The organism is Streptomyces sp. NPDC055140 (genome assembly GCF_053607285.1).
Window position 1 is genome coordinate 46,302 of sequence record NZ_JBSGTG010000008.1, and the last position, 12,734, is coordinate 59,035.

The following is a 12,734-nucleotide window of genomic DNA, read 5'->3' on the forward strand; positions in this document are numbered from 1 at the left end:
GCACATGGCCAACGGGACCATCCGCTACTGGGCCGCGGCCAAGGCGGCCGCCGGTGTCGCCGAGGAGCCGTACGAGGCCGAGACGCTGGCCGACGCGCTGGAGAGCGCGCGTGCGCGACACCCCGGAGACCTGGTGCGCGTCCTGCAGCGTTCCTCGTTCCTGATCGACGGCGATCCCGTCGGCAAGCGCGGGCATGAGACGGTACGGCTTGCCGAGGGCGGCACGGTCGAGGTGCTCCCGCCGTTCGCAGGAGGGTGACCGCGATGAGTAACGAGCCGTACGAAGACGAGTACGGGCAGCAGCAGCCGCCCCAGCAGACCCAGCAGTGGCAGGGCCAGACCTGGGACACCCAGGTCCAGTCGACGTACCCGCAACCCCAGGGATTCGAGCCCGGCCAGACCCCGTACGGGCAGGGCCCGGTGAACCAGACCGGCGGCGACCAGCAGGCGTACGGAGAGCAGCAGGCGTACGGCGGTGACCAGCAGGGTTACGGCTACGGGCAGGTGCCGTACGGGCAGGGGCCGGCGGTGCAGACGCCGGGCGGGCAGACCACGCCGCCGCCCGCGCATGCCGCGTACGGCGAACCTGCCGCGTACGGGCAGGCCCCCCACACCCCCGGTGTCGACCAGCAGACGCAGGTCTTCGGGACGGTGGCGGCGGCCCAGCCGCTGCCCGTCGCCGAGCCGGAGGGCGCCGCTTACGGGCCCGCCACCGTCACCGGCAACCCCCGTGTCACCGACGCGCAGCGCGCCCGTGCCGAGGGGCGGTCGCCGATCATGGAGCCGGGGATGCAGCCCGCCGCGCTGACCGCGCTGCTCGGGCTGCTCCTCGCGGGCGGCGCCGCGGTGGGCCAGTACGCGCTGCTCGTCCCGCTCGTGCTGCTCCAGGCCGTCACGGCCGCCGGCTGGTTCCGGCTCAACGGCATGTGGCCGGCCCGGCAGGGCATCGCGCTCGCCTTCGCGGGCGGCCTCGCCGCCGACGCCGCGCTGCTCGTCACCGGCCGGCAGAACGCGCCCGCCGCGATCCTCGGCACCCTCGGTGTCTGGGTCCTGCTCACCCTCGTCCTCCAGCTCCGCAGCCACGCGGCACCGGACGAGCGCATGTACGGCCTGATGGCGACGGTCGCCTCGGCGGCGCTGGCCATCGTCGCGACCGGACACCTGGCGGCCGACCCGGACGCCGTGACCGTCGGCGCCGTGGCCGTCGCCGTCGCCGTCCTCGCACGGGCGCTCCCGCTGCCCACGCCCGCCTCCGTGGTCGTCGCGCTGCTCGCCGCCGCGGGTGCCGGAATCGCGGCCGGCGGTATGACGGACATGGGGTCCAAGGGCGCGCTCCTCGGCCTCGGCGCCGGTGTCTGCGCGCTGATCGGCCACCGCGTCGCGAGTTACGACTATCCGTCCCGCTTCGTGCACATGACGGCGGGCGTGGCCCTGCCGCTCGCCGCCGCGGCCCCGGCCGTCTACCTGCTCGGGCGGGTCGTGGGCTGAACGTCCGGCGGGCGTACGGCCTGTCACAGCTGATCGACAAGAATCGGGCCGGGCCCCCTTTGCGGGGCCCGGCCCGTACTCTCGCGATCAGGAACTGTCGTCCAGGTAGGGGGAAAAACCGGGCCATGCGTGCTCTGCGGATACTTCTGATCGTCGTTGTGATCCTGGGTGGCCTGTTCGTCATCGCCGACCGGGTCGCGGTGAACTACGCGGAGGGCGAGGCGGCCGACCGCGTGCGCGCCGGCGAGGGCCTGGCCGAGAACCCCGATGTGTCGATCAAGGGCTTCCCCTTCCTGACCCAGGTCGCGGGCGGCACGCTGGACGACGTGGAGATCGGCATCAAGGACTACGACGCGAAGAGCGGCGGCGAGTCGATCCGGATCGCCGATCTGAACGCCGAGATGCACGGCGTGGAGTTCAACAGCAGCTTCAGCTCCGCCACCGCCGACTCGGCCACCGGTACCGCCCGCATCTCCTACGCCGAGCTGCTCAAGGCCGTCAGGAAGCAGGACGCCGCCCAGGTCGCCCCGGGCGTGACGGCGCAGATCGAAGGCCTCTCCTACGGCGGCGGCGACAAGGTCAAGGTCACGGTCACCGTGCACACGCCGTTGGGCACCCTGCACCCCACCGTCCTCAGCTCGATCAAGGTCACCGACGGCAAGGTCTCGGCGCGTGCCGACAGCCTGCCCAAGGCCGGCGCGCTCGACCTGGCCGAGGGCCGGATCCGCGCCGTCACCGACTTCCGGCAGGCGATCGACGATCTGCCGGCCGGGATCAAGCTGGACCGGGTCGAGGCGGTCAAGGACGGCGTCGAGATCTCGGTGAAGGGTTCGAAACTAGACCTCGTCGGGTAGGCCCCGGGAAACGGCGCGTCCGCACTGCGAGACGGCGCCGTCCGCACAGCAGTGATCGGCGGAGCCGCAGCGGCCCCGGAGCCTGAGGAAAGAGGCCCCGGGGCCGCACTCGTCTCGCATCGCGGACGATCGTGTCTCACGATGCGACACGCCGGTGACACGGCCGCCTGTGCCTACCTACGATCGGTGGCATGAAGCGACAGGCGGATCTCACGAAGCGGCGGGCAGTAGACCTGTGCCGCGTCGCCGCCATGCTCTGTCGCACCGCCTGAGCGGGACGGCAACTCCCGCTTCCCCAGGCCCCTTTGAGGCCTCCCCCCGCGCGCGCCGAATGCCGTCCCTGTCCGCATACAGGGACCGTGCCCGCACCGCACCCGCACTCCCGCACCCCGCCGTAACTGCCCCGGAGGAGAAAAAATGAGCCGCAGCGACGTCCTGGTAGACGCCGACTGGGTCGAGGCGAACCTCGACAACCCGAAGGTCGTCATCGTCGAGGTCGACGAGGACGCTTCGGCGTACGACAAGAACCACATCAAGAACGCCGTCAAGGTCGACTGGCAGCAGGACCTCCAGGACCCGGTCCGCCGCGACTTCATCGACCAGGCCGGCTTCGAGAAGCTCCTGTCCGCGCGCGGCATCGCCAACGACGACACGGTCGTCCTCTACGGCGGCAACAACAACTGGTTCGCGTCCTACGCCTACTGGTACTTCAAGCTCTACGGCCACGGCAGCGTCAAGCTCCTCGACGGCGGCCGCAAGAAGTGGGAGCTCGACTCGCGCGACCTCGTCGCCGAGATCGTCCAGCGCCCCGCCACCGAGTACAAGGCCAAGGCCCAGGACACCTCGATCCGCGCCTTCCGTGACGACGTCATCGCCTCGATCGGCAGCCTGAACCTCGTCGACGTGCGCTCCCCCGACGAGTTCTCCGGCAAGCTCCTCGCGCCGGCGCACCTCCCGCAGGAGCAGTCGCAGCGTCCGGGCCACGTCCCGTCCGCGCGCAACATCCCGTGGTCGAAGAACGCCAACGACGACGGCACGTTCAAGTCGGACGACGAGCTCAAGGCCCTCTACGAGGACGAGCAGGTCGACCTGGCCAAGGACACCATCGCGTACTGCCGCATCGGTGAGCGCTCGGCCCTGACGTGGTTCGTCCTGCACGAGCTGCTCGGCCAGGCCAACGTCAAGAACTACGACGGCTCGTGGACCGAGTACGGCTCCCTCGTCGGTGTGCCGATCGAGCTCGGCGCCAACAAGTAACCCTCCCGGACCTCAGACAGACCTGACCGACCTTTTTGGAGAAACACATGTGTGGAGCGAAGGCCGGCGGCCCCGACGCCTCGACGATCAAGCCCGGTGAGACCACCATCCAGGGCCAGGTGACCCGCGACGGTGAGCCCGTCACCGGTTACGTGCGCCTGCTGGACTCGACCGGCGAGTTCACGGCCGAGGTCCCCACCTCGGCGACGGGCCAGTTCCGTTTCTACGCGGCCGAGGGCACGTGGACGCTGCGCGCCCTGGTCCCCGGCGGCTCGGCGGACCGCACGGTCGTCGCCCAGACCGGTGGTCTCTCCGAGGTCGCCATCGCCGTCTGACGCGGCTCGCCGTGTGACGGCGGCGCAGATACGGCCGAGGGGCCGCACCTCCGGGGGTTGGACGCCTACGGAATCGAGGTGCGGTCCCTCGGCTTTGTGCCGAGCCCGCGCTGAAAGGCGTGTACATGGCGGCATTCTGCTAGTTTCTTGAAGGCTGTGACCTGACCCAACTTCCGTGTGCGGAAGGCGCGTCGAGGTCGTGGACTCAAGAAAACCGGGGGACCAGCCATGACCTCTCCGGAGGGCTACCAGGTCGGGCACAAGGGCATGTCGGGCCAGGCCGGCGAACTCGACGGCGCAGGCCGCGACGTCGGCAAGATCGGCAAGGCCGTCGCCAGCACGATGTGCTATTCGCAGGACGCGCTCGGCGGCTCCGACACCGCGCCCGCGTTCAACACGTTCGCGGCCGCCTGGGAGGCCGAGACCAAGGTCCTCGAAGCGGCCCTGCACGAACTCGCGGACAAGGTCCGCCTCTCCAGCCGCGCGTACTCCGGCTCCGACATCGGCGTACGCAACGGGGCGAAGTCCGTATCCGTCGGCTCGGCGGCCGAGGAGCGCGTCAGCACGATGCCGGCCCACGCCGAGCGCCCGTCCGCGCTGTCCGGCTACTGACGGGGCCCGCGACCGTGACGGAATCCACGAACGACCGCAGGCAGAAGCTCAACGGCCTGCGCGACAGGATCTCTTCGGCAGGCAGCAAGAACGACCTGATCGACGCGATCGACGACGCCCTCGGCGTCTCGGGTCCGGTGGGCGAGCCGAAGGTGATCGAGGCCCTCGGCAAGCGCTACACCGGCCAGACCGACGAGGCCGACGCCGTGAGCGACCGGATCGACAAGATCGCCCGCAAGGGCCTGCCGCAGGTCTGGGTCGGCGACACGAGTGTCCTCGCCTCCGACGTGGTGGGCGCCGCCTCCCGCGACGCCCAGCAGATGATCGAGGCGTTCCAGGGCGGCGGCAAGGCCCTGATCGCGCTGTCCGACGCGCTGGAGACCGCGCAGACCCTCGACGGCACGGGGCGCGGCAAGCTTCGCGACGCCCGCGGCATGCTCGGGGGCAAGGACGGCTGGTTCGACGACTGGCACGAGGACGACGACGAGGAAGCCCTCCGTCTGAAGGCCCGCTCGCTGGCCTCCCACGGCGTCGACGACCTGCACAAGGCGGCCGCCGACGCCGACGACGCCGCCCGTGTCGCGGCCCGCGACCTCAACAAGTTCGCCGCCGAGGCCCGCGCCGGCCAGATGGACACCGACGAACTGACCGCCGCCGACCGGCTCGCCCTCGCCGACACCGCCAACCCGGGCGGCGATCCCGAGCTGAACGAGATCCTCAGCGCCAACGACCTCGAACGCTCCGGCCGCGCCATGGAGAACATGCCGCCGGCCGAACGGGCCAGTATGGAACGGCTGTTGGCGAACGCGTCGAGCCCGCAGGAGAAGGCGTACCTCATGAAGGCCCTCGCCTCGGGCCACGACGTCGGCGAGGTCGAGAAGTTCGGCGGGAAGATCCACGGCAAGGACGCGGCGTGGCTCTCGGAGCACCTGACGCCGGTCACCACGAATTCCGTCGCCTCCGGCAAGGAACAGCAGGATTTCCGTGGCGAGCTCTGGGACCAGGACGACGAGACCTGCGTCCCGTCCTCGACGGTCACCGCCCGCGCCCTCGTCGACCCGGTGTACGCCCTCGAACTCACCGGCGGCCCCGACGGCACCGACGACGACCCGGATCACTTCCGCAAGCGCCTGCACGACGAGCAGTTCCGGATGAACGACGAGGGCGACGGCGAGATGGACGGCTGGTGGTGGGACCGACACCCGGCCGGCATGGATTCCGACGGGCAGGAGGAGATCTCCAACAAGGAGCTCGGCCCGCACACCGGCGACAAATACGACCAGAAGGAGATGGACGGCGCCGACGACCGGCGCGGCGTCCTGCCCGACATCGAGAAGTCCGTCGCCGACGGCAAGCCCGTGCCCATCAACATCACGCGCGTCGACGAGAACGGCGACCGCCACGGCCACAGCCTGATGATCATCGGTCAGGAGGACGGCAAGCTGCAGGTCTACAACCCGTGGGGCACCACGTCCTGGATCAGCGAGGACGATTTCATCAACGGTGATCTCGAGTCCGTCGTCGACGACCGCTACTCCAAGACTCACCACGGCGACGTCAACCGCGTCTACATCCAGCAGGACTGAACCCACCGTGCGAATGCGAAACACCCTGAGAATGCGAAACATTGTGCGTACCGCGGCCGCTTCGGCCGCCGCCCTCGTCACCCTTTCCGGATGCGGCGGCTCCACCGGGCCCACCGCCTTCGGGCCGGGCGAACGGAGCGTCTCCGTCGACAAGGGCGACACCTTCACGCTCGAGGTCCCGGCCAGCCCCGCCCTCGGCCAGAACTGGTACTTGGCGAGCCCGCACCCCGACAAGGGCGTCGTCACGTACCAGGGCCGGCGCGAGGAGGAAGACGGGGGCGACGAGGACCTCATCGGCAGCGGTGACGGTGCCCAGTTCTTCGACTTCAAGGCGCGCGCGGCCGGCAGGACGACGGTGAAGCTGCTGTTCTGCCCGCACGGCCTGTGCGGGAGCGCCGCGGAGGTGAGCGCGAGCCCGGTCCCGACCGCCACGCACACGGCGGCCCCGACGAGGTCGGACGACCAGGTCGCCTACTACGTCTACACGATCACCGTCCGCTGACCTGCACGGGAACGGAACGACGGAACGGAATGACCATGGTCCACGACCGCTCCCCGCGCACCGACGACGAGGTGCTCGCCGCCACCGACGTCTCGACGCTGCTGCGCCACGGCCTCACCCGCGACACCTTCCGCACCGCGCTCTTCGGCGACGGTGCGATCGCCGCCGCCGTCACCCTCGACCGGCTCGGCGTGCTGCCGCGCTCGGTGACGTACGTGGCGAAGATCGTCCGGGCCGGCGGCCTCGCGTACGCGGCCGCGCTGCCCGAGCCGCTGCCGTCAGGTGAGGCGTCCGCCTGCCTGCGGGACTGGCTGGAGACGGCGGCGCAGGTGGCCGAGGCGCCGGGTGACGAGACGCGCGCGGCGCGGTGGCTGGAGACGGTCGCGGAGATCCTCGCGATGCGGCGCGCCGGCCGGGACGAGGGGGCCGAGAGCTCCTAGGGGCCTCGGGGTTCTTACGGGTCCCAGGGCTCCTAGGGGCGTAGGGGTCTTACAGGTCCTAGGGCTCGTTGGGTGGCCTAGCGGTCGTACGGGTCCTGGGGGCGCTTCTTCCCGTCCAGCTCGTCCCACCACTCGTCGGACTTCGCGTCACCGGAGGGGTCGTCCCACCAGCGGTCATCGGGGCCCCGGCGGTTGGCGACGATCGCCGCGACGGGCGGAATCACCATCGCGACGACACACATCGCCACGGCGGCCGGCACCGACCAGAGGCGCACGACGGCCCAGGCCAGGACGAACAGGCCGATGCAGAGCCCCATCATGGCGAAGTACAGGTGACGACGCCGCGAGTACATGCTTCAAGCGTAGGTCCGCGTCGCGTCAATAGACGAGCGCCTGCGTCCCGTCCGTCATCGCCTCCTGCACGAAGACCTGCGCGCCGGCGATCCGGACGCCCTCGACGACGTCCTTCTCCGTGATCTCGCGGCGGGCCGCGCACTGGGTGCACAGCGTGATCCGCCCGGCCGCCAGGATCGACTCGATCAGGTCGGGCAGCGGCGCGGCGTGCGGCAGCTCGAACTCGGCGGCGCGGCCCGGCAGCGCGAACCACGACGACTCACCGGTCAGCCAGAGCGAGACCTCCACGCCGCTGGCCACGGCCACCGCCGCGACCGTGAAGGCCTGCGAGCAGCGTTCGGGGGCATCGGCCCCCGCGGTCACCTTGATCACGAGCTTGTTTGCCATGGCTGAATCGTAATCAACTCCCGTACAACCAGGGATGTTGCCTGTGGGTCTCCTGTGCGCGCGGATACGGAATCCGCGCTTCGAGTTCCGTGGGGGGACCCGTTGGATGACGAACGAATACCGCAGGTGGCGCCGGAGCCGTCCGTGCCCGTGGCGCCGGTGCGGCCGCGGCGCCGCGGCCGCACCACCCTGCTGATCGCCTGCGCCGCCCTGCTCGGCGCCGTCGCGGGCGTGTGCACCGGCTACGTCGTGCAGGCGGACCGGAAGCCGACCGCGCTGCCGCCGCTGTCCCTGACGACGGTCGCGCAGGCGAAGGGCGAGGGGCCCGAGGTCGCGCCCCGGGCCCAGGACGGCGATCTGCGCAAGCTCCTCGTGCCCAGGCCCGCCGGGACGCAGAAGGCGGACGCGCGGCAGGGCTGGATGAACCAGTACGCCTTCGCGAACCGCTTCAAAGATCCGCGCTGGATGTTCGGGCAGCTCGCCGAAAGCGGCTTCCGCCGGGCCACGGTCGAGGCTTGGCGGCGCGGTCAGTCCACGACGGAGGTCCAGCTCATCCAGTTCCGGGACGAAACCGCCTCCGGCTCGCGCAGGTTCCTGGACGGTCAGCAGAGCTACATGCGCGACAGCGACTGGGCGGGCAACGAGGGGGTGCCGCTCACCGGCAGCGGCAACGGCCGCGTCTACGTCTACGACAAGCCGCACACCGAGGCCGGCTACCTCCCGATGTACCAGGCCAGGGTGCTCGCCGCCCGCGGCAACATCGTCATGGACATCCGGCTGTACGACACCAGGCCGATCCCCGAGAAGACCGTGATGTCTCTCGCGAAGCGCCAGTTGGAGCGACTGTGAGCGACCTGGACACACAGCTTCCCGAACCGGGGTCCACCCCGGATCCCGCCCCCGTCGCGGGGGTTGCGGCCCGCCGCTGGCCCGCCGTGGCCGTGGCCTGCGCCGTCGTGCTCGCCGTCGGGGCCGGCACCGGCCTCACCGTCACGAAGGTGAACGCCGCCGACCGCTCGGCGCCCACCAAGGTGTGGGCGAAGCCGAAGGAGCAGAAGCAGGCGAAGCCCGGCCAGGCCAGGACCCAGGGGCTCAGCGCCCGGCTGCTCCCGCTCCCCAAGGCCTACCGGCCGGGCCCGGACATCGACGAGTACGGCAACGACAAGGTCATCACCGGCAAGGAAGCCACCGCCCGCCTCAAGAAGGGCGCGCGCGGCCTGCCCTCCCGGCAGCGCGAGGAGCAGGGCAGGGCGATCGACAAGCTGAAGCTCCGGGGCATGGCCATGCGCAGCTACCAGCTGAGCGGCTACATGGGATGGACTGACGAGCACAACAAGTCCCTCGTCGTCGACATGCAGCTCGCCCAGATGCAGAACCGCAGAGCCGGGCGTCAGCTCAAGGAGTTCCGCAGCGAGTTCCTGCGCTCGGTCGGCGTGTTCCCCAAGGGGCCGAAGGTCAAGGGCCATCGCAACGCCGACTGTTTCCTCGCGCCCAAGGACAGCAAGGGCAAGCTCGAAATGGTCCTCTGCAGCGCGTACGAGGACGACGTCCTGGTCACCGTCACCGGTTACGGCCCCAAGCCGCTCAACACCACCGAGGTCGCCGACCTGCTCGCCCGGCAGCTCGACCGTCTGACGTCGCAGGGAGGGCAGCTCGTATGAGCGAGACAACACTGCAGCCGGCCGAAGAGCCGCAGCAGGCCGGGACACTGCAGCCGGCCGAGGAGCCGCAGCAGCAGGACGTCGTGGCCGCGGACGTTCCGCAGCAGCAGGACCCCGTTGCCGCCGGTTCCCCGCAGCAGCCGGGTCGCGGCCCTGCCGAGGAGGCCCCGCCCGCCCCCAGGGACCGGCGCGTCCTGCGCGCCGTTCTGCGCTGGACCGCCGCCGTCGTCGTCTTCGGCGTGATCGGCGCGGCCACCGCGTACGGCGTCACCGAGCAGAAGCGCACCGACCTGCCGGGCCTGGCCACCGAGAGCGACGGCCGCTGGACCTATCCGGCGATCGAGAAGCCCCCGCTGCCCGACGGCTCCCCGGCCCCCTTCGCCGACGGCAACGACAGCGAGACCCACTACGCCGATCTGCGCAAGCTGGTCCTGCCCCTGCCCCGGGGCGCCACGCCGGACACGGCACTGGCCGGGAAGGACGGGTGGCTGCCCACGTCCGTGTACCTCGACGCGTACGAGAAGGAGGCGCGCCGGGACCTGGGGCAGCAACTCAAGGACGACGGGCTGCGGCAGATCGCGGCCCGCGGCTGGACCACGCCCGACGGAACGCATACGCGGATCTACGCGCTGCGCTTCACCTCGGCGGCCTTCACACGGATCGTCCACGCCGACCTGACGGACAACGTGGCCTCCCCGGCGGACGCGCCGTACGCCGACGAGGAGTACGGCGGCTGGGCGGAGAAGGTCAACGTCCAGTACACGAAGCGGAACGTCTTCACGGAGGCGAAGCCGTACGGGAGGACGGCCGTGCGATACGCCTACATCGAGGCCGGTGACGTCATCGCCCTGGTGATCCAGTCCGGGAAAGCCGCCCTGCCGCCCCGGATCACCTTCCAGCAGACCGTCGTCCTGCAGAGCCAGCTCCTCGGCTGACCGCCGCACCCCGCTTGGGTGACCTCATCGAGAGAGCCGGGCCCCACCCGACTAAAGTGGGGCCCGGCTCTGTACCGACCACCGCTCACCGAGGAGCACCCCGTGCTTGAGGCCTTCTTCTCCGCTCTGCTCATTCTGGTCTGCGTCGGCGTTCTCGCGTTCGCCGGGCTGACCGTGAAGAAGCTGTACCAGGGCCAGCGCTGACCCCCACCAGAGAGACGCTTCACAGACCATGATCGAGATTCCGTCCGACCTGCACCCCGACCTCGTCCCCCTGGTGTTCCTCCTCGGTAACTGGGCGGGCGCGGGTGTCACCGACTTCCCCGGCGCCGAGAAGGCGAACTTCGGGCAGGAGGCCTCCTTCACCCACGACGGGCGGGACTTCCTCGAGTACCACTCGCACACCTGGATCCTCGACTCCGAGGGCAACAAGGTGAAGCCCCTGGAGTCCGAGTCCGGGTACTGGCGGATCGACAAGGACCGCAAGGTCGAGGTCGTCATGGTCCGTGACGACGGCGTCGTCGAGGTCTGGTACGGCGAGCTCGCCGACAAGAAGCCGCAGATCGACCTGGTCACGGACGCCGTCGCGCGCACCGCGGCAGCCGGCCCGTACACCGGTGGCAAGCGGCTCTACGGCTATGTGAAGAGCGACCTGATGTGGGTCGGCGAGAAGCAGACCCCCGAGGTCGAGCTGCGCCCCTACATGTCGGCCCAGCTGAAGAAGGTCGTCTCCCCGGACGACGTGGCCGAGATGGCCCGCAACCTTCCGGACCTGCCCGACGACGGCATCGCTTTCTTCAAGTAGTCCTGAAGTCGTCTCGTAGACCTACACTCGGCGGTGTGGTGAGCACCGACTGGAAGAGCGACCTGCGGCAGCGCGGCTACCGGCTGACGCCTCAGCGTCAGCTGGTCCTCGAGGCCGTCGACACCCTCGAGCACGCGACCCCCGACGACATCCTCTGCGAAGTGCGCAAGACGGCGTCGGGGATCAACATCTCGACGGTCTACCGCACCCTCGAACTGCTCGAGGAGCTGGGGCTCGTCAGCCATGCCCACCTCGGGCACGGGGCGCCGACCTACCACCTCGCGGACCGGCACCACCACATCCACCTGGTGTGCCGGGACTGTACGAACGTGATCGAGGCCGACGTCGGTGTCGCCGCCGAGTTCACGGCGAAGCTGCGGGACACCTTCGGTTTCGACACGGACCTCAAGCACTTCGCGATCTTCGGCCGCTGCGCCGACTGCTCCGAGCGGGACGGCCAGGACGCCAAGGAGCAAGAGGGCCGGCAGAAATCCGCGGCTCCGCAGGAATAAGCGCGTCCGTGTGCTCGTCGTAGTGTCTGTGAACATGAAGAGCCCCCTCCTGTCCCTGCCCGGCGCCGTTCCCGCCGAGGGCGTGGACGAAGGCGTCGCCGCGCACTACGGCGACCTGTTCCGCGAGCAGCGCACCCTCGCCGACGGCAACGGCCTCGTCGACCTCTCCCACCGCGGCGTCATCACCGTCACCGGCGACGACCGGCTCGCGTGGCTGCATCTGCTCCTCACGCAGCACGTCAGCGACCTCCCGGCCGGCCAGGCCACCGAGGCGCTCGTCCTCTCCGCGCACGGCCACGTCGAGCACGCCCTCTACATCGTCGACGACGGCACCACCACGTGGGCGCACGTCGAGCCCGGCACTCAGGAGGCGCTGATCGCCTACCTGGAGTCCATGAAGTTCTTCTACCGGGTCGAAGTCGCCGACCGCACCGAGGAGTTCGCCCTCGTCCAGCTGCCGGCCGGTTCGATCGCGCCGGTCCCGGACGGTGTCGCGGTGCGTGAGACGGCGTACGGCCGCGACGTGTTCCTGCCGCGCGCCGACCTGGAGGCGTACGCGGAGCAGAACGGGCCCGCGATCGGGCTCCTCGCCCACGAGGCGCTGCGCGTGGAGAACCACCGGCCGCGCCTCGGCTTCGAGACCGACCACCGCACCATCCCGCACGAGCTCGGCTGGATCGGCTCCGCCGTGCACCTCCAGAAGGGCTGCTACCGCGGCCAGGAGACCGTCGCCCGCGTGCAGAACCTCGGCAAGCCCCCGCGCCGCCTCGTCTTCCTGCACCTGGACGGCAGCGATGTGCACCTGCCCCCGCACGGCGCCCCGGTCCGCCTCGCGTCCGACGGCCCCGAGGGCCGCAAGCTGGGCTTCGTGACGACGTCCGTACGCCACCACGAACTCGGCCCGATCGCGCTCGCCCTGGTGAAGCGGAACGTGCCGGTGGACGCGGACCTCATCGTGGACACGACCGCGGCCGCGCAGGAAGTCGTCGTCGAGCCCTAGCCACGC

18 protein-coding genes are annotated in these 12,734 nt (G+C 70.5%); 16 read left to right on the plus strand and 2 right to left on the minus strand.

Translation table 11 applies throughout. The features are described from left to right. Positions 1–4 precede the first annotated feature (4 nt). The 10 genes from ACWFR4_RS17245 to ACWFR4_RS17290 all read left to right on the plus strand — a co-directional run bounded on the left by ACWFR4_RS17245 (position 5) and on the right by ACWFR4_RS17290 (position 7,074). Complete coding sequence (locus tag ACWFR4_RS17245) at positions 5–259, plus strand: MoaD/ThiS family protein (protein WP_453469031.1); 255 nt, start codon at positions 5–7, stop codon at positions 257–259. A 5-nt stretch (positions 260–264) separates the two neighbouring features. Then, on the plus strand, positions 265–1,488 hold the full coding sequence (locus ACWFR4_RS17250; RefSeq protein ID WP_453653119.1) for a hypothetical protein: 1,224 nt from the start codon (positions 265–267) through the stop codon (positions 1,486–1,488). 125 nt (positions 1,489–1,613) lie between these two features. After that, entirely contained in the window at positions 1,614–2,342 is a 729-nt protein-coding gene (locus tag ACWFR4_RS17255) for an LmeA family phospholipid-binding protein (protein ID WP_453468762.1), read from the plus strand. Positions 2,343–2,533: 191 nt separating this feature from the next. Further along, entirely contained in the window at positions 2,534–2,614 is an 81-nt protein-coding gene (locus ACWFR4_RS17260; protein WP_351257108.1) for a putative leader peptide, read from the plus strand. Positions 2,615–2,759: 145 nt separating this feature from the next. Beyond that, positions 2,760–3,599, plus strand: coding sequence for a sulfurtransferase (locus tag ACWFR4_RS17265; RefSeq protein WP_453468761.1), 840 nt, complete (start codon positions 2,760–2,762; stop codon positions 3,597–3,599). 47 nt (positions 3,600–3,646) lie between these two features. Next, the gene (locus ACWFR4_RS17270) at positions 3,647–3,934 is read left to right on the plus strand and encodes a DUF1416 domain-containing protein (RefSeq protein WP_100595620.1); all 288 of its coding nucleotides are present in this window, start codon (positions 3,647–3,649) and stop codon (positions 3,932–3,934) included. A 228-nt stretch (positions 3,935–4,162) separates the two neighbouring features. Beyond that, the gene (locus tag ACWFR4_RS17275) at positions 4,163–4,546 is read left to right on the plus strand and encodes a hypothetical protein (protein ID WP_453468760.1); all 384 of its coding nucleotides are present in this window, start codon (positions 4,163–4,165) and stop codon (positions 4,544–4,546) included. A 14-nt stretch (positions 4,547–4,560) separates the two neighbouring features. Continuing rightward, on the plus strand, positions 4,561–6,132 hold the full coding sequence (locus ACWFR4_RS17280; RefSeq protein WP_453653121.1) for a peptidoglycan-binding protein: 1,572 nt from the start codon (positions 4,561–4,563) through the stop codon (positions 6,130–6,132). Positions 6,133–6,163: 31 nt separating this feature from the next. Then, on the plus strand, positions 6,164–6,634 hold the full coding sequence (locus ACWFR4_RS17285) for a protease inhibitor I42 family protein (protein ID WP_453468758.1): 471 nt from the start codon (positions 6,164–6,166) through the stop codon (positions 6,632–6,634). Positions 6,635–6,663: 29 nt separating this feature from the next. Continuing rightward, positions 6,664–7,074, plus strand: a complete 411-nt coding sequence (locus tag ACWFR4_RS17290) for a hypothetical protein (protein WP_453468757.1) — start codon at positions 6,664–6,666, stop codon at positions 7,072–7,074. A 77-nt stretch (positions 7,075–7,151) separates the two neighbouring features. Here the strand turns inward: ACWFR4_RS17290 and ACWFR4_RS17295 are convergent, their stop codons facing one another. Both ACWFR4_RS17295 and ACWFR4_RS17300 read right to left on the minus strand, forming a co-directional pair. Beyond that, positions 7,152–7,427 carry a DUF3099 domain-containing protein gene (locus ACWFR4_RS17295; RefSeq protein WP_453468756.1) on the minus strand — a complete coding sequence of 92 codons (276 nt, stop codon included), beginning with the start codon at positions 7,425–7,427 and terminating at the stop codon, positions 7,152–7,154. A 25-nt stretch (positions 7,428–7,452) separates the two neighbouring features. Beyond that, positions 7,453–7,815, minus strand: a complete 363-nt coding sequence (locus ACWFR4_RS17300; RefSeq protein ID WP_382609702.1) for a DsrE family protein — start codon at positions 7,813–7,815, stop codon at positions 7,453–7,455. 102 nt (positions 7,816–7,917) lie between these two features. On the opposite strand from ACWFR4_RS17300, the gene ACWFR4_RS17305 reads away from it, so the two are divergent. The 6 genes from ACWFR4_RS17305 (at position 7,918) to ygfZ (ending at position 12,728) form a co-directional block, all read left to right on the plus strand. Next, positions 7,918–8,664, plus strand: a complete 747-nt coding sequence (locus ACWFR4_RS17305) for a hypothetical protein (RefSeq protein WP_453653122.1) — start codon at positions 7,918–7,920, stop codon at positions 8,662–8,664. Next, complete coding sequence (locus ACWFR4_RS17310; RefSeq protein WP_453653124.1) at positions 8,661–9,476, plus strand: hypothetical protein; 816 nt, start codon at positions 8,661–8,663, stop codon at positions 9,474–9,476. Before ACWFR4_RS17305 ends, ACWFR4_RS17310 begins: the two co-directional genes overlap by 4 nt. Next, positions 9,473–10,411: a hypothetical protein gene (locus tag ACWFR4_RS17315; RefSeq protein WP_453653126.1), complete on the plus strand. Its 939-nt coding sequence runs from the start codon at positions 9,473–9,475 to the stop codon at positions 10,409–10,411. Before ACWFR4_RS17310 ends, ACWFR4_RS17315 begins: the two co-directional genes overlap by 4 nt. Positions 10,412–10,643: 232 nt before the next feature. Next, positions 10,644–11,216, plus strand: coding sequence for an FABP family protein (locus tag ACWFR4_RS17320; RefSeq protein ID WP_266671960.1), 573 nt, complete (start codon positions 10,644–10,646; stop codon positions 11,214–11,216). A gap of 35 nt (positions 11,217–11,251) precedes the next feature. Then, entirely contained in the window at positions 11,252–11,728 is a 477-nt protein-coding gene (locus ACWFR4_RS17325) for a Fur family transcriptional regulator (RefSeq protein WP_453459156.1), read from the plus strand. A 34-nt stretch (positions 11,729–11,762) separates the two neighbouring features. After that, positions 11,763–12,728, plus strand: a complete 966-nt coding sequence (ygfZ, locus tag ACWFR4_RS17330) for a CAF17-like 4Fe-4S cluster assembly/insertion protein YgfZ (RefSeq protein WP_453459159.1) — start codon at positions 11,763–11,765, stop codon at positions 12,726–12,728. The last annotated feature ends 6 nt before the right edge of the window (positions 12,729–12,734 follow it).